At 39.7% G+C, this 19,917-nt stretch carries 22 protein-coding genes, 1 rRNA gene and 2 other annotated features; all 23 genes read left to right on the top strand.

Translation table 11 applies throughout. From position 1 onward, the window contains the following. Window positions 1–240 precede the first annotated feature (240 nt). The 23 genes from rrf to rplJ all read left to right on the top strand — a co-directional run bounded on the left by rrf (window position 241) and on the right by rplJ (window position 19,901). Window positions 241–356 (top strand): 5S ribosomal RNA (rrf, locus tag ACFOU2_RS17825). 248 nt (window positions 357–604) lie between these two features. Further along, window positions 605–1,066, top strand: a complete 462-nt coding sequence (locus ACFOU2_RS17830; protein WP_377917513.1) for a CtsR family transcriptional regulator — start codon at window positions 605–607, stop codon at window positions 1,064–1,066. 41 nt (window positions 1,067–1,107) lie between these two features. Then, a complete protein-coding gene (locus ACFOU2_RS17835) occupies window positions 1,108–1,656 on the top strand; it encodes a UvrB/UvrC motif-containing protein (protein ID WP_377917515.1) in 549 nt (182 codons plus the stop codon). A gap of 2 nt (window positions 1,657–1,658) precedes the next feature. Beyond that, on the top strand, window positions 1,659–2,750 hold the full coding sequence (locus ACFOU2_RS17840; RefSeq protein WP_377917517.1) for a protein arginine kinase: 1,092 nt from the start codon (window positions 1,659–1,661) through the stop codon (window positions 2,748–2,750). Further along, on the top strand, window positions 2,751–5,192 hold the full coding sequence (gene clpC, locus ACFOU2_RS17845) for an ATP-dependent protease ATP-binding subunit ClpC (RefSeq protein WP_377917519.1): 2,442 nt from the start codon (window positions 2,751–2,753) through the stop codon (window positions 5,190–5,192). Between the two features lie 90 nt (window positions 5,193–5,282). Beyond that, the gene (gene radA / locus ACFOU2_RS17850; RefSeq protein ID WP_377917521.1) at window positions 5,283–6,659 is read left to right on the top strand and encodes a DNA repair protein RadA; all 1,377 of its coding nucleotides are present in this window, start codon (window positions 5,283–5,285) and stop codon (window positions 6,657–6,659) included. Between the two features lie 2 nt (window positions 6,660–6,661). Continuing rightward, the gene (gene disA, locus ACFOU2_RS17855) at window positions 6,662–7,735 is read left to right on the top strand and encodes a DNA integrity scanning diadenylate cyclase DisA (RefSeq protein WP_377917523.1); all 1,074 of its coding nucleotides are present in this window, start codon (window positions 6,662–6,664) and stop codon (window positions 7,733–7,735) included. Between the two features lie 119 nt (window positions 7,736–7,854). Then, window positions 7,855–8,946 carry a PIN/TRAM domain-containing protein gene (locus ACFOU2_RS17860; protein ID WP_377917526.1) on the top strand — a complete coding sequence of 364 codons (1,092 nt, stop codon included), beginning with the start codon at window positions 7,855–7,857 and terminating at the stop codon, window positions 8,944–8,946. 93 nt (window positions 8,947–9,039) lie between these two features. Next, the gene (gene ispD, locus ACFOU2_RS17865) at window positions 9,040–9,729 is read left to right on the top strand and encodes a 2-C-methyl-D-erythritol 4-phosphate cytidylyltransferase (protein ID WP_377917528.1); all 690 of its coding nucleotides are present in this window, start codon (window positions 9,040–9,042) and stop codon (window positions 9,727–9,729) included. Window positions 9,730–9,741: 12 nt separating this feature from the next. After that, the gene (gene ispF / locus ACFOU2_RS17870; protein ID WP_377917530.1) at window positions 9,742–10,221 is read left to right on the top strand and encodes a 2-C-methyl-D-erythritol 2,4-cyclodiphosphate synthase; all 480 of its coding nucleotides are present in this window, start codon (window positions 9,742–9,744) and stop codon (window positions 10,219–10,221) included. Between the two features lie 96 nt (window positions 10,222–10,317). Further along, complete coding sequence (gene gltX, locus ACFOU2_RS17875; RefSeq protein WP_377917532.1) at window positions 10,318–11,775, top strand: glutamate--tRNA ligase; 1,458 nt, start codon at window positions 10,318–10,320, stop codon at window positions 11,773–11,775. A 44-nt stretch (window positions 11,776–11,819) separates the two neighbouring features. Continuing rightward, window positions 11,820–12,040 (top strand) — a binding site (T-box leader). A gap of 88 nt (window positions 12,041–12,128) precedes the next feature. After that, window positions 12,129–12,785, top strand: a complete 657-nt coding sequence (cysE, locus tag ACFOU2_RS17880) for a serine O-acetyltransferase (protein WP_377917533.1) — start codon at window positions 12,129–12,131, stop codon at window positions 12,783–12,785. Next, window positions 12,775–14,172 carry a cysteine--tRNA ligase gene (gene cysS / locus ACFOU2_RS17885; protein ID WP_377917535.1) on the top strand — a complete coding sequence of 466 codons (1,398 nt, stop codon included), beginning with the start codon at window positions 12,775–12,777 and terminating at the stop codon, window positions 14,170–14,172. The genes cysE and cysS overlap by 11 nt, the downstream gene beginning before the upstream one ends. A gap of 6 nt (window positions 14,173–14,178) precedes the next feature. After that, the gene (locus ACFOU2_RS17890) at window positions 14,179–14,598 is read left to right on the top strand and encodes a Mini-ribonuclease 3 (RefSeq protein ID WP_377917537.1); all 420 of its coding nucleotides are present in this window, start codon (window positions 14,179–14,181) and stop codon (window positions 14,596–14,598) included. Between the two features lies 1 nt (window position 14,599). Further along, window positions 14,600–15,343 (top strand): 23S rRNA (guanosine(2251)-2'-O)-methyltransferase RlmB, encoded by a 744-nt coding sequence (rlmB, locus tag ACFOU2_RS17895; protein ID WP_377917539.1) that lies wholly within the window; start codon window positions 14,600–14,602, stop codon window positions 15,341–15,343. 4 nt (window positions 15,344–15,347) lie between these two features. Then, entirely contained in the window at window positions 15,348–15,857 is a 510-nt protein-coding gene (locus ACFOU2_RS17900; RefSeq protein WP_377917540.1) for an NYN domain-containing protein, read from the top strand. A gap of 79 nt (window positions 15,858–15,936) precedes the next feature. Next, window positions 15,937–16,575, top strand: coding sequence for an RNA polymerase sporulation sigma factor SigH (gene sigH / locus ACFOU2_RS17905; protein ID WP_377917639.1), 639 nt, complete (start codon window positions 15,937–15,939; stop codon window positions 16,573–16,575). Window positions 16,576–16,658: 83 nt separating this feature from the next. Continuing rightward, entirely contained in the window at window positions 16,659–16,808 is a 150-nt protein-coding gene (gene rpmG, locus ACFOU2_RS17910) for a 50S ribosomal protein L33 (RefSeq protein WP_377917542.1), read from the top strand. A 58-nt stretch (window positions 16,809–16,866) separates the two neighbouring features. Next, on the top strand, window positions 16,867–17,049 hold the full coding sequence (gene secE / locus ACFOU2_RS17915) for a preprotein translocase subunit SecE (RefSeq protein ID WP_377917544.1): 183 nt from the start codon (window positions 16,867–16,869) through the stop codon (window positions 17,047–17,049). Between the two features lie 161 nt (window positions 17,050–17,210). Beyond that, window positions 17,211–17,744, top strand: coding sequence for a transcription termination/antitermination protein NusG (nusG, locus tag ACFOU2_RS17920; RefSeq protein WP_377917546.1), 534 nt, complete (start codon window positions 17,211–17,213; stop codon window positions 17,742–17,744). A 165-nt stretch (window positions 17,745–17,909) separates the two neighbouring features. Further along, entirely contained in the window at window positions 17,910–18,335 is a 426-nt protein-coding gene (gene rplK / locus ACFOU2_RS17925) for a 50S ribosomal protein L11 (protein WP_028397322.1), read from the top strand. Between the two features lie 109 nt (window positions 18,336–18,444). Next, window positions 18,445–19,146, top strand: a complete 702-nt coding sequence (gene rplA, locus ACFOU2_RS17930) for a 50S ribosomal protein L1 (protein ID WP_377917548.1) — start codon at window positions 18,445–18,447, stop codon at window positions 19,144–19,146. A gap of 66 nt (window positions 19,147–19,212) precedes the next feature. Beyond that, window positions 19,213–19,351: a sequence feature (ribosomal protein L10 leader region), on the top strand. A 49-nt stretch (window positions 19,352–19,400) separates the two neighbouring features. Next, window positions 19,401–19,901: a 50S ribosomal protein L10 gene (gene rplJ, locus ACFOU2_RS17935; protein ID WP_377917641.1), complete on the top strand. Its 501-nt coding sequence runs from the start codon at window positions 19,401–19,403 to the stop codon at window positions 19,899–19,901. The last annotated feature ends 16 nt before the right edge of the window (window positions 19,902–19,917 follow it).

The following is a 19,917-nucleotide window of genomic DNA, read 5'->3' on the forward strand; positions in this document are numbered from 1 at the left end:
CGTGGTGACACGTGGAGTTGACTGATACTAATCGATCGAGGACTTAACCAAAAGAAAAGTGGAGCAAGCTCGCTCATATCCATAGGGCATTGGAGCTTCTTCCGACGAAACCGCTCTTTGGTTTCGTCGGAAGACGCGAAATGACCGTAGGATATAGCTTGCGCAACTGGACAATGAAAAGCACTACGTGCTTTCCTCAGTAATGTGTTATCTAGTTTTGAAGGAACAACCTTCATATAGTCTGGTGATGATGGCGAAGAGGTCACACCCGTTCCCATGCCGAACACGGAAGTTAAGCTCTTCAGCGCCGATGGTAGTTGGGGGTCTCCCCCTGTGAGAGTAGGACGTCGCCAGGCAACAAAAAAGACTAGTCATTTGACTAGTCTTTTTTGTTTTTTATACACAATTAGGAAAAATAAACAATATAATACAACTACTACATATTTTAGTTTTATTTAAGTGTTTTTAGGGAAGTATGTTTTGAAACCCCGGAAATTTGGTAACGATAAAAGTAGAAATACTGTGTTAATGCTTGAAAAATTCCCCTATAAATTTTATATTATAAATAAAGTCAAATATAGTCAAAGTCAGAGGGAGGGGCGTAATGCGAAATATATCTGATATTATCGAGCAATATTTAAAACAAGTCCTTGATTTAAGCGAGAAAGATGTTGTGGAAATTAAAAGAAGCGAAATTGCTGATAAATTTCAATGTGTCCCTTCACAAATCAATTATGTTATCAATACTCGCTTCACGCTGGAAAGAGGATATATGGTAGAAAGTAAACGAGGAGGGGGAGGTTTTATTCGAATTATAAAGGTGAAATCTCATAATACCTCTCACTTGTTTGAGCAAGTTCTTAACATTATTCCCGAAAAAATATCCCAAAATAATTCAGAAAATCTTATTGTACGTTTAGTTGAAGAAGAGGTGATTACTGAACGTGAAGCAAAAATGATGTTAAGCGTTATGGATCGCTCAGTGATAGGAGTAGATTTACCTTATCGTGATGAATTGAGGGCTAAATTATTAAAAGCTATGTTGAATGCTTTAAGGTACAGATAATAGATCTCCAAGGTATTTCTAAAGTTGGGAGAGGTGACAAAATGGTTTGTCAACAATGCAATATAAGAGCGGCTACTCTGCATTTTACAAAAGTTATTAATGGAGAGAAGTCAGAAATCCACTTATGTGAACATTGTGCAAAAGAAAGTGGAGAGATGTTTAGCATACCAGGGAATACAGGCTTTTCTATAAATAACTTACTGGCTGGTTTATTAAATGTCGATTCTGCGCCGAAGGAATCTTCTGCGCATACTTTTACCCATAATCAAGTTGTACAATGTCCAAATTGTAAGCTGACCTACCGGCAATTTGCCAAATTTGGAAGGTTTGGTTGTGCACATTGCTATGAGACTTTTCGCAGTTCACTTACACCCTTTTTGAAAAGGTTGCATGCAGGAAATCACCTTCATAAAGGTAAAATTCCAAAGAGAATTGGAAGCAATCTACATTTAAAAAAGGAATTAGAGAAGCAAAAATTGAAATTAAAAGAATATATTGCACAAGAAGAATTTGAAAAAGCTGCAACATTAAGAGATGAGATAAGAGCATTAGAAAAAACATTGCGGGAGAAAAGGGAGGGGGAAGCGTAAAAATGGCAAATGAATCATTCTTTAATCAAGCCATCAGTTCCTGGATGAACCAAAACGGTCCAGATTCTGACATCGTATTAAGCAGCCGAGTTCGCTTGGCCCGAAACTTAGAACACTACCTTTTCCCTACTCTTTCAACTAATGAGCAAGCTTTAGAAGTTGTGGGGCTGTTTAAAGATAAGTTTACGACCGCTTCTCACCCTAATAGGAATCTTCAGCTTTTAGAGATGGGAAATTTAAAGCCATTGGAAAAAAGGGTATTAGTTGAAAAACATCTAATTAGTCCGCAACTAGCCGAAGAATCTAATTTTGGAGCTTGTCTGCTGTCTGAAAATGAAGAAATAAGCATCATGGTAAATGAGGAAGATCATTTGCGTATACAATGTTTATTTCCGGGACTCCAACTTTCATCGGCGCTGCAAGAGGCGAATGAGTTAGATGATTGGATCGAGCAGTATGTCGATTATGCTTTTGATGAGCAAATTGGCTATTTAACCAGTTGTCCTACAAATGTGGGAACAGGATTGAGAGCATCTGTCATGATGCATTTGCCTGCCTTAGTGATGACAAGGCAAATCAATCGCATTATCCCTGCTATTAACCAGCTTGGTTTAGTCGTCCGAGGAACTTATGGAGAGGGAAGTGAAGCCTTGGGGAATATCTTTCAAGTGTCTAATCAAATAACATTAGGCAAATCGGAAGAGGACATTGTGGATGATTTAAACAGTGTTGTTCAGCAAATCATCACCCAAGAGCGTTCTGCAAGGGATGCTTTAATCAAAACATCCAACCTTGAATTAGAAGATCGTGTTTTCCGTTCTTACGGGACACTTCTTTATAGCCGAATCATCGAATCAAAAGAAGCTTCTCAATGTTTATCAGATGTTCGTTTAGGAATAGATCTTGGATATATAAAAGATGTTCCAAGAAGTATCTTAAATGAGCTTATGGTCATAACACAACCTGGCTTTTTACAACAATACGCAGGAGGGGCACTAAGGCCTGACGAACGAGATGTTAGAAGAGCATCCCTTATTCGTGAATGCCTAACCTTAAGAAAATCGAATCATACAAATGTGGAGGGTGATGAATAAATGATGTTTGGCAGATTTACAGAGCGTGCACAAAAGGTCTTGGCTTTAGCACAAGAAGAAGCATTACGATTAGGTCACAATAATATTGGCACAGAGCATATTTTATTAGGAATTGTTCGTGAAGGAGAAGGCATTGCCGCTAAAGCATTATTAGCTCTTGGTTTAGGAGCCGATAAAATTCAAAAAGAAGTAGAATCATTGATTGGCCGCGGCCAAGAAATGACACAAACCATTCATTACACTCCAAGAGCCAAAAAGGTCATTGAACTTTCAATGGATGAGGCGCGTAAGCTGGGACATTCCTATGTAGGAACAGAACATATTCTATTGGGTCTTATTCGTGAAGGAGAAGGTGTAGCTGCCCGTGTTTTAAACAATGTAGGGGTGAGCTTGAATAAAGCAAGGCAACAAGTATTGCAATTGCTGGGAAGCAACGAGGCAACCTCCAGCCATCAAGGAGGAGCGGCTGCAAGTGCCAATACTCCAACTCTTGATAGCCTTGCCCGTGATTTAACGGCCATTGCCCGTGAAGGAAGATTGGATCCAGTTATTGGCCGCAGTAAGGAAATCCAGCGCGTTATTGAAGTATTAAGCCGTCGTACGAAGAATAACCCCGTATTAATTGGTGAACCGGGTGTAGGTAAAACGGCCATTGCCGAAGGCCTAGCACAACAAATTGTCAATAACGAGGTTCCTGAAACCTTACGGGATAAGCGTGTCATGACACTTGATATGGGAACAGTAGTAGCTGGTACGAAGTATCGCGGTGAATTTGAAGACCGTTTGAAGAAAGTGATGGATGAAATCCGTCAGGCTGGAAATATTATTTTATTCATTGATGAGCTTCATACGCTGATTGGAGCTGGTGGTGCAGAAGGTGCTATTGATGCATCCAATATTTTAAAACCGTCTTTAGCACGTGGTGAGCTTCAATGTATTGGGGCCACTACATTGGATGAATATCGTAAATACATTGAAAAAGATGCAGCACTTGAACGCCGCTTCCAGCCTATTCAAGTAGATGAACCAACAATAGAAGAATCCATTCAAATTCTACAAGGATTAAGAGACCGTTATGAAGCACATCATCGTGTTTCCATTACAGATGAAGCGATTGAACAGGCGGTTAAACTCTCAGATCGTTATATATCGGATCGTTTCCTTCCTGATAAGGCTATCGACTTAATTGATGAAGCTGGTTCAAAAGTACGTTTACGCTCATTTACAACACCTCCTAACTTGAAAGAGTTAGAGCAAAAATTAGAGACGGTACGCAAAGAGAAAGATGCAGCTGTCCAAAGCCAAGAGTTTGAAAAAGCAGCATCTCTACGCGATACAGAACAAAGACTGCGTGAAGAATTGGAAGAAACAAAGAAAGTATGGAAAGAAAAACAAGGTCAAGAAAATTCTCAAGTAACCGTTGAAGATATTGCCATGGTAGTGTCAAGCTGGACCGGAATTCCTGTTTCTAAATTGGCTCAAGAGGAAACTGAGCGTCTATTAAATATGGAAGAGATCTTACATTCACGTGTCATCGGTCAAGAAGAAGCCGTTAAAGCTGTGGCAAAAGCGGTACGTCGTGCTCGTGCAGGATTAAAAGATCCAAAACGCCCAATTGGTTCCTTTATCTTCTTAGGGCCAACGGGTGTAGGGAAAACGGAGCTGGCTCGTGCATTAGCAGAATCAATGTTTGGCGATGAAGATGCGATGATTCGCATAGATATGTCGGAATACATGGAGAAACACTCCACATCGCGTCTTGTTGGATCGCCTCCAGGTTATGTAGGCTATGATGAAGGCGGTCAATTAACGGAAAAAGTGAGAAGAAAACCTTATTCTGTTGTCTTATTAGATGAGATTGAAAAAGCGCATCCAGATGTGTTCAATATTCTATTGCAAGTGTTAGAAGATGGACGTTTAACGGATTCAAAAGGGCGTACAGTCGATTTCCGAAATACGATTTTAATCATGACTTCTAACGTTGGAGCAGACACATTAAAACGGAACAAATATGTAGGCTTTAATGTACAAGATGAGGGTCAGGATTATAAAGATATGAAGGGCAAAGTGATGGGTGAGCTAAAACGCGCATTCCGTCCAGAGTTTTTAAACCGTATTGATGAAATCATTGTTTTCCATTCACTTGAGAAGCCTCATCTACAAAATATTGTTACGCTCATGGCGAAACAATTAACAACACGCTTAAAAGAACAAGACATCGAATTGCACTTAACGGAAAAAGCAATTGAGAAAATCGCAGAAGAAGGATTCGATCCGGAATACGGTGCTCGTCCGCTTCGCCGCGCTATTCAAAAACATATTGAAGACCGCTTATCGGAAGAGCTTTTAAAAGGCACCATTCAAAAAGGGCAAAAAATAGAGCTCGATGTGGTGGATGGCGGGTTTAAGGTCCGTGCCATAGAAACAAGCGGGATTAGTTAAGGGCAAACAAATAGATCATCAACAAAAGGCATACGTTTATGATTCGTATGCCTTCTTTTTTCCTAAAATACAAACAACGAGGTTAGAGGTATGGCAAAGAAAAAAACAAAGTTTATATGTCAGGATTGTGGATATGAGTCACCCAAGTGGATGGGAAAATGCCCGGGATGCGGAAACTGGAATACGATGGTAGAAGAGGTAGAGCAAGTGGCAGCTAATCGTAGAGGCGCCTTTACAGGAGCGACCACTTCGACCTCCTTAAAGCCCCAATCCATTAGTTCTATTGAATCAACAAGTGAACCAAGAATTTTCACGAAGCTCTCTGAATTAAATAGAGTATTAGGCGGAGGAATCGTTAAAGGGTCCCTCGTGTTAATAGGGGGTGATCCCGGGATTGGGAAATCTACACTCCTTTTGCAAACTTCTGCACAATTAGCAGATAGTAATTATAAAGTTCTCTACATTTCAGGTGAGGAGTCAACAAAACAAACGAAGCTCCGAGCAGATCGTTTAAATATTAACGCACCTCAGTTGTATGTTCACTCCGAAACGAATTTAGAGCTTATCTCCCATATTATTTCAGAGATGAATCCGGATTTTGTAGTCATCGATTCAATTCAAACTATTTACCATCCAGACATTACATCTGCCCCAGGAAGTGTTTCGCAAGTGAGGGAATGTACGGCAGATCTAATGAGAATTGCGAAAACGGAAGGAATTGCAATCTTTATTGTCGGGCATGTTACAAAAGAAGGGGCTATCGCAGGCCCTCGCTTATTAGAGCATATGGTTGATACGGTTTTGTATTTTGAGGGGGAGAGACACCATACATATCGAATTTTAAGAGCCGTGAAAAATCGTTTTGGATCTACTAACGAAATGGGGATTTTCGAAATGAAAGAAAGCGGCTTGGAGGAAGTGTTAAATCCTTCTGAAATCTTCTTGGAAGAACGCTCTCAAGGAGCAGCAGGTTCTATTGTTGTGGCATCAATGGAAGGAACAAGACCTGTTTTAGTAGAATTACAAGCATTAATTAGCCCGACAAGTTTTGGAAATCCAAGGAGAATGGCTACGGGAATTGATCATAACCGCGTTTCTCTTCTTATGGCGGTATTAGAAAAGCGGGTGGGCTTGTTGTTGCAAAATCAGGATGCCTATTTAAAAGTAGCAGGCGGTGTAAAGTTAGATGAGCCTGCCATCGACTTGGCTATTGCTGTGAGTATTGCTTCCAGCTTTAGGGACATTCCATCTAACCCAGCCGATGTGGTAATTGGTGAGATTGGATTAACGGGGGAGGTCCGCCGTGTTTCCCGTATTGAGCAGCGTGTCCAAGAGGCTGTCAAGCTAGGGTTTAAACGTGTGATTCTGCCTGAACGAAATTTAGGGGGATGGAATATTCCAAAAGGTGTGGAAGTCGTAGGCGTATCGACTGTAGCTGAAGCATTGCAGTACACACTAGGGGGATAGGGATGGAAAGAGAAAAAATTAATGATCAACAAATTTCTGAAATTTTAAGGCTTGTTGCGCCTGGCACGCCGATTCGGGAAGGAATTGATAATGTATTGAGGGCAAAAACGGGGGGATTAATCGTTTTAGGCTATAATGATCAGGTCAGGCAAATTGTAGATGGCGGGTTCTCTATTAATTGTACCTTTACTCCGGCTCATTTATATGAGCTGGCCAAAATGGATGGAGCTATTATCTTGAACGAAGGGGGAAATAAAATATTATTTGCCAATGCCCAACTCATTCCTAATCCTTCCATTCCTTCTTTGGAAACGGGAATGCGTCATCGAACAGCTGAACGGGTTGCAAAACAAACAGGAGCACTGGTTATCGCCATTTCCCAAAGAAGAAACGTCATTACCTTATATAAGGGGTCGCTTCAGTATGTATTAAAAGATATTGGAGTCATCTTAGCGAAGGCTAATCAAGCGCTAGAAACGTTGGAGAAATATAAATCCGTATTGGACGAATCGATTGCTAATTTAACGGCATTAGAGTTTGAAGAACAAGTTACACATGTTGAGGTTATTCAGTCCCTTCATCGTATTGAAATGGTTTTAAGAATTAAGAATGAGATTTTAAGCTATATTGGAGAACTGGGGATAGAAGGGCGCTTAATACGATTACAAATGAATGAATTGTTAGCAGATATGGAGCGGGAAGCTGTGTTGCTCATAAAAGATTACACATTCGACGAAGATCAGGATCCATACAAAATTATTGCCAAGCTGCAAGAACTTTCCAATGCGGTGTTACTTGATGATCAATCGTTGTTTCGCTTAATGGGATACCCGGTTTACACAAGCTTTGAAGATGCTGTTCAGCCAAGGGGCTATCGTATGCTTCATAAAATTCCTCGTCTCCCTATCATTATCGTCGAAAACTTGATTGAGCAGTTCGGCCATTTAAAGGGCGTTTTCGATGCGTCTGTGGAAGAGCTAGACGAAGTAGAGGGAATAGGGGAGATCCGAGCTAAAAAGATTAAAGAAGGATTGAAACGACTAAAACAACAATATTTTCTTAACCGGCAACTTTAAAGGAAATGGAAGGGAAGTGTCAAAAAACATAACATTTTGTTTACAAATTGTACTTTCGAGCAAATAAGAGGTTTCAATCATTGTAAACTGTTTATAATGAATAAAAGGGAGGTGAGTACGTGTTAAAACGTATTGTACAATTATTTTTTATCATCACGGGTGGAACACTGGGTATCTTTTTCATACCAGAACTTATAGATTTATTAGATATGCAAGGTGTTGCTTTTTTAGAAAAATCATATATCCATGCTTTATTGGGGGCCGTGCTTTTTTACATTCTGACATTTTGGGTCGTAGATTATGTAGTAGACTTTATTCATTGGTTTGAAGAAACGCTGGTGAAAGCTCCAGTGACAGATGTATTGTTTGGAAGTTTAGGGTTAATCCTCGGTCTTGTTGTTGCTTATTTGGTAGTATTACCTTTAAAAAGTATTCAGCTTCAAGTCGTCAATACCGTACTTCCGATATTCCTTACCCTTTTATTAGGTTATTTAGGATTTCAAGTAGGATTTAAAAAGAGGGATGAGCTGGTTAATTTATTCTCTATACCAGCTAGAATTGGAAAGAAAAAAGCTCAGGAAGAAGAACAAGAGACTTCTGCCAAAAAGCTAAAGATTTTAGACACAAGTGTGATTATTGATGGCCGTATCGCCGATATTTGCCAAACAGGATTTTTGGAAGGAGTCATCGTCATTCCTCAATTTGTCTTGGAAGAACTTCAACATATTGCAGATTCATCCGATGTATTAAAACGCAATAGAGGAAGAAGAGGATTGGATATTTTAAACCGTATCCAGAAAGAATTGGCTATTAAAGTGGAAATTTATGAAGGCGATTTCGAAGAGATTCAAGAAGTGGACAGTAAGCTTGTAAAACTAGCGAAATTAACTTCAGGTGTAGTAGTAACCAATGATTTCAACTTAAATAAAGTGTGCGAATTGCAAAACGTTGCTGTATTAAACATTAATGATTTAGCAAATGCAGTGAAACCTGTTGTGCTCCCAGGAGAAGAACTAAATGTTCTTGTCATTAAAGATGGAAAAGAGCATAATCAAGGTGTTGCTTATTTAGATGACGGCACGATGATTGTAGTAGAAGACGGAAGAGACTATATTGGTAAAAGTATTGATGTACTAGTCACGAGTGTCTTGCAAACTTCAGCGGGGCGAATGATTTTTGCCAAGCCCAAATTGCTAGAAAAGGCACTATAGGATAAAGGTTAATCGAACCAAGCTCGCTTTTACGGACAAGGGATCTTAACCGTTTTAAAATGTGATAAAGAGAAAGATAGAGGAGAAAGTTTTATGAATTACCATGTTGTGATTCCTGCTGCAGGTCAGGGAAAGCGGATGAAGGCCGGAAAAAACAAACAGTTCATTCAATTGAGGGATATTCCTGTTATTGTTCATACACTTCTTGTTTTTGAACAAGATTCTTGGTGTGAAGGAATTATTTTAGTAGTCAACAAGGATGAAATTGAGCAGTTCCAAGAGATACTGGATTCTTATCATATTCATAAAGTTTGTTCGTTAGTCATCGGTGGGACGGAACGTCAACATAGTGTTTATAACGGATTACAGGCATTGAAAGATACGGGAATCGTGTTGATTCATGATGGAGCAAGACCGTTTGTGACAGCAGAAAGTATTCATCGGCTGGTGATGGCTGCTCATGAAGAGGAAGCGGCTGTGTTAGGAGTACCGGTAAAGGATACAATGAAGAGAGTTCAAGGCGGGTATATTGTAGACACCATTGAACGCTCCAGCTTGTGGGCTATTCAGACACCACAAGCTTTTCTTGTGTCGCTTATTAAAGAGGCACATGAACATGCACAAAAGCAATCCTTTTTGGGCACAGATGATGCCAGCTTAGTCGAGCGAATGGGAAAGCCTATTATAGTCGTAGAGAGTAATTATGATAATATAAAATTAACAACACCAGAAGATTTATGGTATGCTGAAGCCATTCTACAAAAAAGAGAACAGACAAAGTAAGGTGGGAATGAGATGAATATTCGAATCGGACAGGGATTTGATGTCCATCAATTTGCTGAAGGGAGGCCGCTGATCATTGGAGGCATTGAAATTCCTCATCATGTAGGGTTGTTGGGCCATTCAGATGCAGACGTATTATTACATGCGATTTCAGATGCGTTTCTTGGTACAATTGCACAAGGAGATATCGGCAAACACTTTCCCGACACAGACGAAGAGTTTAAAGATGCAGACTCGGGCAAATTGTTACAGCATGTATGGAATATGGTAAGAGCAGAAGGATATGAGCTTAGCAATATCGATTGCACCATTATTGCTCAAAAGCCTAAAATGGCTCCTTACATGGAATCCATAAGAGAGCGTATCGCTTCTTTATTAGATGTGTCTATCTCGCAAATTAACGTCAAAGCGACCACCACGGAAAAGCTGGGCTTTACAGGCCGGGAGGAAGGAATTGCGGCACAAGTCGTTGCGCTCGTTTATCAAAAATAAATTATACATTCTTTGAAAGAACATCGTTTGGTGTTAAAATAAGCATGGACTTTAAGTTTTATACATACGATAGATAAATTGGAGGTTACTCGAACCATGTCAAACGAAGTACGTGTCCGTTACGCACCAAGTCCAACTGGACATCTTCATATCGGAAATGCAAGAACAGCATTGTTCAACTACTTATTTGCTAGAAATCAAAACGGAAAATTTATTATCCGTATTGAAGATACTGATAAAAAGCGAAACATCAAAGGCGGAGAAGAAAGTCAGTTAAAATATTTAAAATGGCTTGGCATGGATTGGGATGAGAGCATTGATGTAGGTGGAGAATATGGCCCTTATCGCCAATCAGAGCGAACGGATATTTACCAAAAATATACAAATGAACTCCTTGAAAAAGGGTTAGCTTATAAATGTTACTGTACAGAAGAAGAGCTTGAGCAGGAACGTGAGCAGCAATCTGCACAAGGACAAATGCCGCGTTATTCAGGTAAATGCCGTCATTTAACGGAAGAACAGCGCGTAGAATTAGAAAAAGAAGGTCGTCAGCCGAGCATTCGTTTTGCTGTGCAAAACGATCGCGTTTATACGTTTAATGATATGGTAAAAGGTGAGCTCTCATTTGAAGCGAATGGCATCGGCGATTTTGTGATTGTGAAAAAGGACGGCACACCAACTTACAACTATGCGGTAGCGGTCGATGATTATTTGATGAAAATGACACATGTTTTACGTGGGGATGACCATATTTCTAACACACCTAAACAATTAATGATCTATGAAGCATTTGGTTGGGAGCCTCCTGTGTTCGGCCATATGACATTGATTGTAAATGAGAGCCGCAAAAAGTTAAGTAAACGTGATGAATCCATCATTCAATTCATTGAACAGTATGAGGATTTAGGATACTTGCCAGAAGCGTTATTTAACTTCATTGCGCTTTTAGGATGGTCTCCGATAGGAGAAGAAGAAATCTTTTCAAAAGAGGAATTCATTAAAATTTTTGATGCTGACCGTCTTTCAAAATCACCGGCATTATTTGATACTCAGAAGCTTCGTTGGATGAATAATCAATACATGAAGCAGTTAGAGTTAGATCGATTAGTAGAAATTTCACTTCCTCATCTAATTAAGGCCGGGAAAGTAGAAGAGAATATGGATGAAGAGAAGATGCAGTGGGTACGTGATCTTATTTCTCTTCATCAGGAAAAAATGAGCTACGGGGCGGAAATCGTCGAACTCACAGAAATGTTTTTTAAGCAAGAGATTGAATATAACCGTGAAGCACGTGAAGTATTAGAAGAAGAGCAAGTGCCAGAAGTGTTAAAAGCATTTGCAGAAGAACTGAAAGCATCTGACGATTTCTCAGCGGATGCAATTAAAGCTGCAACAAAAGCCGTGCAAAAAGCGACGGGGCACAAGGGGAAAAAAGTATTTATGCCAATCCGTGTAGCTACAACAGGCCAAACGCATGGACCAGATTTGCCACAAGCTATTCATCTTCTTGGCAAGGAGACAGTCTTAGCCCGTTTAGATCGCGTTATTGGTTAACAAAAAGGAAATTATGTAATATAGTAAATATACATTTAAATTATCGCAAAGTGTTGAGAAGGAGAAGTAAAAAATGTGATCATCACAGAGAGAACCACATTTCGGTGAAAGTGGTTTATGAATCGCATTTTTGAAATGCACCTTCGAGCCTTTTGCTGAACGAACTTTTTAGTAAGCAGAAGCGGAATCTCTACCGTTATAAGAGCAAAGTTGGGGTTACGATTAACCCAAACAGAGTGGAACCGCGTAATTTTACGTCTCTGTGTCTTAGACGCAGAGGCGTTTTTTATTTGGGCAATAACAGCGTTACTATGATATAAAAAGCGTTAGGAGAAGAAGCAGGGGGTGGAGAGATGTTTAAATCACTAAAAGAGGATATTGAAGTTATTTTTGATCAAGATCCCGCAGCCAGAAGTTATATAGAGGTTATTTTGACTTATTCCGGTTTACATGCAATTTGGGCACACCGATTAGCTCATGCGCTGTTTAAGCGGAAGTGGTTCTTTTTAGCTCGAGCCATTTCGCAAATTAGCCGTTTTTTTACGGGTATTGAAATTCATCCTGGTGCTAAGATTGGTAAGCGCCTTTTTATTGACCACGGTATGGCCGTTGTGATTGGGGAAACATGTGAAATTGGCGATAATGTAACAATTTATCAAGGGGTAACACTTGGTGGAACAGGGAAAGAAAAAGGGAAGCGACACCCAACTATTCAAGATAATGTATTGATTGCAACAGGGGCTAAAGTACTCGGTTCCATAACGGTTGGGGAAAACTCTAAAATAGGAGCAGGTTCTGTTGTGTTGCACAATGTACCACCAAATTCCACCGTAGTGGGTATCCCGGGGAAAGTCAGGGTGCAAAACGGTGTTCGTATTGATAAAGACTTGAACCATCGCGATTTACCCGATCCGGTGGCAGATCGCTTTAAAGAGCTTGAAGAAGAACTTCAGGTTCTAAAACGAGAACTTCAACAACTAAAAGAAGGGAAGATTAAGCATGACCATTAAGCTTTATAATACATTAACTCGTCAAAAAGAAGAGTTTCAGCCATTAGAAGAAAATAAAGTGAAAATGTATGTGTGTGGTCCAACCGTTTATAATTACATTCATATTGGGAATGCAAGACCTGCCATTGTATTCGATACGGTGCGTCGTTATCTGGAGTTTCGGGGATATGAGGTACAGTATGTCTCTAACTTTACGGATGTAGATGATAAATTGATCAGAGCGGCTAATGAACTAGGAGAAGAGGTACCAACAATTGCCGACCGTTTTATCGAGGCTTATTTTGAAGATGTTTCCGCTTTAGGATGTAAAAAAGCGACTGTCCACCCTCGCGTTACGGAAAATATGGACATCATCATTGACTTTATTTCAGCACTTGTAGAGAAAGGCTATGCTTATGAAGCTGAGGGAGATGTCTATTACCGCACGAGAAAATTTGAGGAATATGGGAAGCTTTCTCATCAACCTATTGACGAATTACGTTCAGGTGCTCGTATTGAGGTGGGAGAGAAGAAAGAAGATCCTTTAGATTTCGCTCTATGGAAAGCAGCTAAAGAGGGTGAGATTTATTGGGAGAGTCCGTGGGGGAAAGGAAGACCGGGGTGGCATATTGAATGCTCAGCAATGGCCCGCCAATATCTTGGAGATACAATCGATATCCATGCGGGGGGGCAGGATTTAGCGTTCCCGCATCATGAAAATGAAATTGCCCAGTCAGAAGCTCTTACAGGAAAAGCATTTGCAAAGTATTGGATGCATAACGGGTATATTAATATCGATAATGAAAAAATGTCGAAATCACTTGGCAACTTCATACTTGTTCATGACATTATCAAAAAGTATGACCCGCAGTTGTTGCGCTTTTTCATTCTATCTGTTCATTATCGCCATCCGATTAACTACAGTGAAGAAATTTTAGAAAATACAAGAAAAGGATTAGAACGCCTTCAAACATCTTACAAAAACTTAAAGCACCGTCTCGAAAGCTCTAATAACCTAACGAGTAATAATGAGGACTGGCTGAAGAAAATCGAGGATCTTCACAAAACGTTTGTTCGTGAGATGGATGATGACTTTAATACGGCTAACGCTATTGCTGTGTTGTTTGATTTATCGAAACAGGCAAACCTTTACTTGTTGGAAAAGAACACATCAGAAGTAATTGTTCAGGCATTTATTAAAGAATTTGAGGCTTTAACAAGTGTATTAGGTTTAGATTTTGCGAAGGAAGAATTATTGGATGAAGAAATTGAAGTATTAATCCAAAAGCGTATTGAAGCAAGAAAAAATCGCAATTTTGCTTTAGCTGACCAGATTCGGGATGAACTGAAAGCTAAAAACATTGTTTTAGAAGATACGGCACAAGGAACAAGATGGAAAAGAGGATAAAGATTGATGACGGAAAGTTTTAAACAAGTTGATGCAAAACAGTTGAATAGTCTCGCTCTTGCTTACATGGGCGATAGTGTGTTTGATGTCTATATACGCCATCACCTTTTGGCATTGGGGGCTGTTCGTCCTAATCAATTGCACAATCAAGCAAAGAGGTTCGTCTCAGCAAAGGCACAAGCGAAAGTCGTTCTCACTTTGATGGAGGAAGAGTTTTTTTCGGAAGAGGAGATAGCTGTATTAAAGCGAGGACGTAATGCCAAATCAGGAACCGTTCCTAAAAATACAGATGTTCAAACATATCGATACAGCACTGCTTTTGAAGCATTAATTGGATATCATTATTTATTGGAAAATAAAGAACGAATGGAAACGATTATTTTCACGGCGATTCGTTTGAGTGAAGAACAGAAAGGAGGAAAATAATATGGATCAGGAATATATTATCGGGAGAAATCCTGTATTAGAATCATTAAGATCGGGAAGAGAAATTAATAAAATATGGCTGGCTGAAGGAGCCCAAAAGGGACCGGTTAACCAAATTACCCAGTTAGCGAAGCAAAACGGAGTGCTCGTTCAAGTTGTACCGAAGAAAAAAATCGAACAAATGGTAGAGGGAAATCATCAAGGAGTTGTCGCTCAAGTAGCCGCTTATCAATATGCAGAATTAGACGATTTGTTTCAAAAAGCTGAGGAACGCAACGAAACACCTTTCTTTTTATTGTTGGATGAAATAGAGGATCCTCATAACTTAGGATCCATTATGAGAACCGCGGATGCAGTTGGCGCCCATGGAATTATTATTCCAAAGCGCCGCGCTGTTGGCCTAACCGCTACAGTAGCAAAAGCCTCTACTGGTGCTATTGAGCATATTCCCGTAGTGAGAGTGACAAATTTATCGAGAACCATTGATGAATTAAAAGAGAAAGGTTTATGGATTGCGGGAACAGATGCGAAAGGAAAAGAGGATTATCGCCAACTTGACGGAACGATGTCTCTTGTACTGGTTATCGGCAGTGAAGGCAAAGGGATGAGCAGGCTCATTCGCGATAAGTGTGATTTTTTAGTTCGTTTACCGATGGTCGGAAAAGTAACATCTCTAAATGCTTCGGTAGCGGCTAGTCTACTAATGTATGAGGTATTCCGTAAGCGCCATCCACTAGGTGAGTAAGGAAATGAATATCCTGCTTGTTGATGGATATAACATCATCGGGGCATGGCCGGAGTTAAGGCAATTAAAGGACAAGGATTTACCGGCCGCCCGCGATTTATTGATCGAAAAAATGGCTGAATACAAGGCGTATACCGGTTATCATATCATTGTTGTGTTTGACGCCCATCTTGTACAGGGGATTGAGAAGAAGACAAAAGACCATACGGTAGAAGTAATTTTTACGAGAGAAAACGAAACCGCTGATGAGCGAATTGAAAAGTTGGCCAAATCTTTAAATAATATTAAAACACAAATTCATGTTGCTACTTCTGATTTTACAGAACAATGGGCAATTTTTGGCCAAGGAGCCTTAAGGAAATCAGCGCGTGAACTCAGAAACGAGATGCTGGAAATTGAGAGGAACATCAAGCAAGATGTAAAGCACATTCAGGGGAAAAAACCGACGACTCGTATTCAGATTTCTGACGATGTTATGGAAATATTCGAAAAATGGCGTAGAGGAGAGCGTTGAGACGGTTGACGCTTGAAAAAAGGCTACTGTATAATATTTCTATCTACATGCGGTCGGGGGGATTAGCGTGGGCTCTAAAATGGGGAGAAAATCGATTGCTTATTTAGATCAACAAGAGGATGGAGAGATTGTAGAGTTAGTGCACAAAGGCGATAGTGAAGCTTTAGAATATTTGATTCACAAATATAAAAACTTTGTGCGTGCAAAAGCAAGATCCTATTTTCTTATCGGGGCTGATCGAGAAGATATCGTTCAAGAAGGAATGATAGGACTTTACAAAGCGATCCGTGACTTTAAGGAAGATAAATTAACTTCCTTTAAAGCTTTTGCAGAGCTATGTATCACACGTCAAATCATTACAGCCATCAAAACCGCTACAAGACAAAAGCATATTCCATTAAATTCATATGTATCATTGGACAAGCCCATTTATGATGAGGAGTCTGATCGGACTTTAATGGACGTTATTTCTGGAGCTAAAGTGATGGATCCTGAGGAGCTCATTATTAATCAAGAAGAGTTTGACGATATTGAAGTGAAGATGGCCGAGTTACTAAGCGACTTAGAAAGAAAAGTTTTAGTTCTGTATTTGGATGGTCGTTCCTATCAGGAGATATCGGAAGAGCTTAATCGACATGTTAAATCGATCGATAATGCCTTACAAAGAGTGAAAAGAAAACTTGAACGATATCTGGAGTACCGGGAAATTACATTGTAGTTTTCTCTTAAAGCTTGTGTTGACATGGAAAGAATCAGTATGGTAACTTTTTATGGACATCATTAATGTATGGGTGGTTTAGCATGCGTAAAAAAGTGATACTCGCTTGTGAAGAATGTGGAAGTCGCAACTATACAACAATGAAAAGTGACCAAACCACTCAAGAGCGATTGGAAATAAAGAAGTTTTGCAAGGCTTGTAACAAACATACGGGTCATCGTGAAACAAAATAGTGGATTGTTTTTAGGCACATAGATTAAGCACCCCTTTATAATTGGAGGTAACTTATTAATGAATCGTCTTGGGAAATTCCTGCGCGACGTAGGGCGCGAAATGAAAAAAGTAAGTTGGCCGAAACGCAAAGAGTTAACACGCTATACGATTACAGTTTTATCAACTGTTGTTATCATGTCTGTCTTTTTTGCAGCAGTGGACTTAGGGATTTCTTCTTTAATTCGTCTAATCCTTGAATAATCTGTACAAAAAGATGGTATAATAATCAAAGAATAATTTTTTTGAAAAGCCCGGGAACGGGTTTTTTAATTTGCCTTTTAATTTGCTGTAGACGGTGGATTAAGTCAGGTAGGATGCTATTTAAAAGTGATCGGGGAGGGACGGACGGATAGTCCTCATAAATGGAGAAAAATTGGTATGTTGTTCATACTTACTCAGGATATGAAAATAAAGTAAAAACGAACCTCGAAAAACGCGTAGAATCAATGGGCATGCAAGATAAGATTTTCCGTGTTGTCGTTCCTGAAGAGGAAGAAAAAGAGGTAAAAAACAACAAAACAAAAGTTACAAAGAAAAAAGTATTCCCTGGCTATGTACTTGTTGAATTAATTATGACAGATGATTCTTGGTATGTAGTAAGGAATACACCGGGTGTTACAGGATTCGTTGGTTCGAGCGGTTCTGGATCCAAGCCGACTCCGCTTTTACCGGATGAGGTAGCGATGATTTTAAAACGTATGGGCGTGGAAGATACTCATGCCGACTTTGACTTTGAATTAAACGAAACCGTAATGGTCAAAGAAGGCCCTTTCGCGAATTTCGAAGGTACCATCGAGGAAATTGATCTAGACAAGCGTAAAGTTAAGGTACTTGTTAACATGTTCGGACGTGAAACTCCGGTGGAATTAGATTTTAATCAAATTGATAAAATATAATTCCAAAAAACTTGCATTTCTTACAGATTAGTGATAACATTTCATAAGTCAGTATGTCTCAAGAAAAGAGACTTATAACACAAATTCCTTATTTGATATAAAGGAACATTCGAGTGGGAGGGTATACCCCTATTACCACATCACGGACTTAAGGAGGTGTGTCTCGTGGCTAAAAAAGTAATTAAAATGGTTAAATTACAAATCCCTGCTGGTAAAGCGAATCCAGCACCGCCAGTTGGTCCTGCGTTGGGTCAAGCAGGTGTGAACATCATGGGATTCTGTAAAGAATTTAACGCTCGCACAGCTGATCAAGCTGGTTTAATTATCCCTGTTGAAATTACGGTATTTGAAGACCGTTCATTTACATTTATTACGAAAACTCCTCCTGCTGCTGTATTACTTAAGAAAGCAGCTGGTATCGAGTCTGGTTCTGGTGAGCCAAATCGTAATAAAGTTGCAACAGTCAAGCGTGATAAAGTACGTGAGATTGCTGAAACAAAAATGCCTGACCTAAATGCTGCTAGCGTAGAAGCTGCTATGCGCATGGTTGAAGGTACAGCGCGCAGCATGGGTATCGTAATCGAAGACTAATCCCATGCATTGAACAGGTTGTTGAAGGTTGCGGGTAGGGAATGTCCAATTCGCAACCTTTATTCGTGGGAGGTTATTCCGCTAAAACCACATAAGGAGGAATTTTAAAATGGCTAAAAGAGGTAAAAAGTACGTAGAAGCTACTAAATTAGTAGATCGTACTCAAGCTTATTCAGTTGAAGAAGCTATTGAATTAGTAAAGAAAACAAATACTGCAAAATTTGATGCGACTGTAGAAGTTGCTTTCCGTCTAGGTGTAGATCCTAAGAAAGCAGACCAACAAATCCGCGGTGCAGTTGTATTACCACATGGTACTGGTAAAGTACAACGTGTATTAGTATTCGCTAAAGGTGAAAAAGCAAAAGAAGCTGAAGCTGCTGGAGCTGACTATGTTGGTGATGCGGACTACATCAACAAAATCCAACAAGGTTGGTTCGAGTTCGATGTAATCGTAGCTACACCTGACATGATGGGTGAAGTTGGTAAACTAGGTCGTGTATTAGGTCCTAAAGGCTTAATGCCAAACCCTAAAACTGGTACAGTTACTTTCGATGTGACAAAAGCTGTGAACGAAATCAAAGCTGGTAAAGTTGAATACCGCGTTGATAAAGCTGGTAACATCCATGTACCAATCGGCAAGGTTTCTTTCGACAATGAAAAATTAGTTGAAAACTTCGTAACTATCTATGAAACAATGGTAAAAGTAAAACCATCGGCTGCTAAAGGTACTTATATGAAGAATGTAGCAGTCACTTCTACGATGGGCCCTGGTATCAAAGTTGATCCAGCTACTTTTGTTGTAAAAGCTTAATTTTTTTGATGAAATTTCCAATTGACTTTGATTGAGTCGTTGGTTATAATAAATTTTGTTGTTTAAATATAGAATTTATTTGTACCGTAGACAGTAGGTGCCTTAAAGGCTTAATTTCCTACCGAGGTGTATTATAGAAAGCATTTGTGTGTTTTGTATGCTTATAATACCTCCATGTCTACCATGGAGGTTTTTGTTTGCATTACACCTTGTTGATACGAGTGTACGGAACGAAATCTACAGGAGGTGTAACAATGAGCAAAGCAGTTGAAGCTAAAAAACAAGTAGTATCTGAAATCGCTTCTAAATTACGTGAAAGCAAATCAACAGTTGTTGTTGACTACCGTGGTTTAACGGTTGCGCAAGTAACTGAACTTCGTAAATCTTTACGTGAAGCCGGCGTTGAGTTCAAAGTTTACAAAAACACTTTAACTCGTCGTGCTGCTGAAGAAGCAGAATTAACAGGTTTAAATGAACACTTAACAGGACCGAATGCGATCGCATTCAGTACTGAAGATGTAATCGCTCCTGCGAAAGTATTAAACGATTTTGCCAAAAAGAATGAAGCATTAGAAATCAAAGCTGGTGTTATCGAAGGTAACATTGCGACTGTGGAAGAGGTTAAAGCTCTTGCTGAACTTCCATCTCGCGAAGGCTTACTTTCAATGTTGCTTAGCGTTCTTCAGGCTCCAATCCGCAACCTTGCACTTGCTGCAAAAGCTGTTGCTGATCAAAAGGAAGAGCAAGGCGCTTAATTTAGAATTTAAACCT

This window comes from Bacillus songklensis (assembly GCF_042649685.1).
GTDB lineage: Bacteria > Bacillota > Bacilli > Bacillales > Bacillaceae_H > Bacillus_BA > Bacillus_BA songklensis.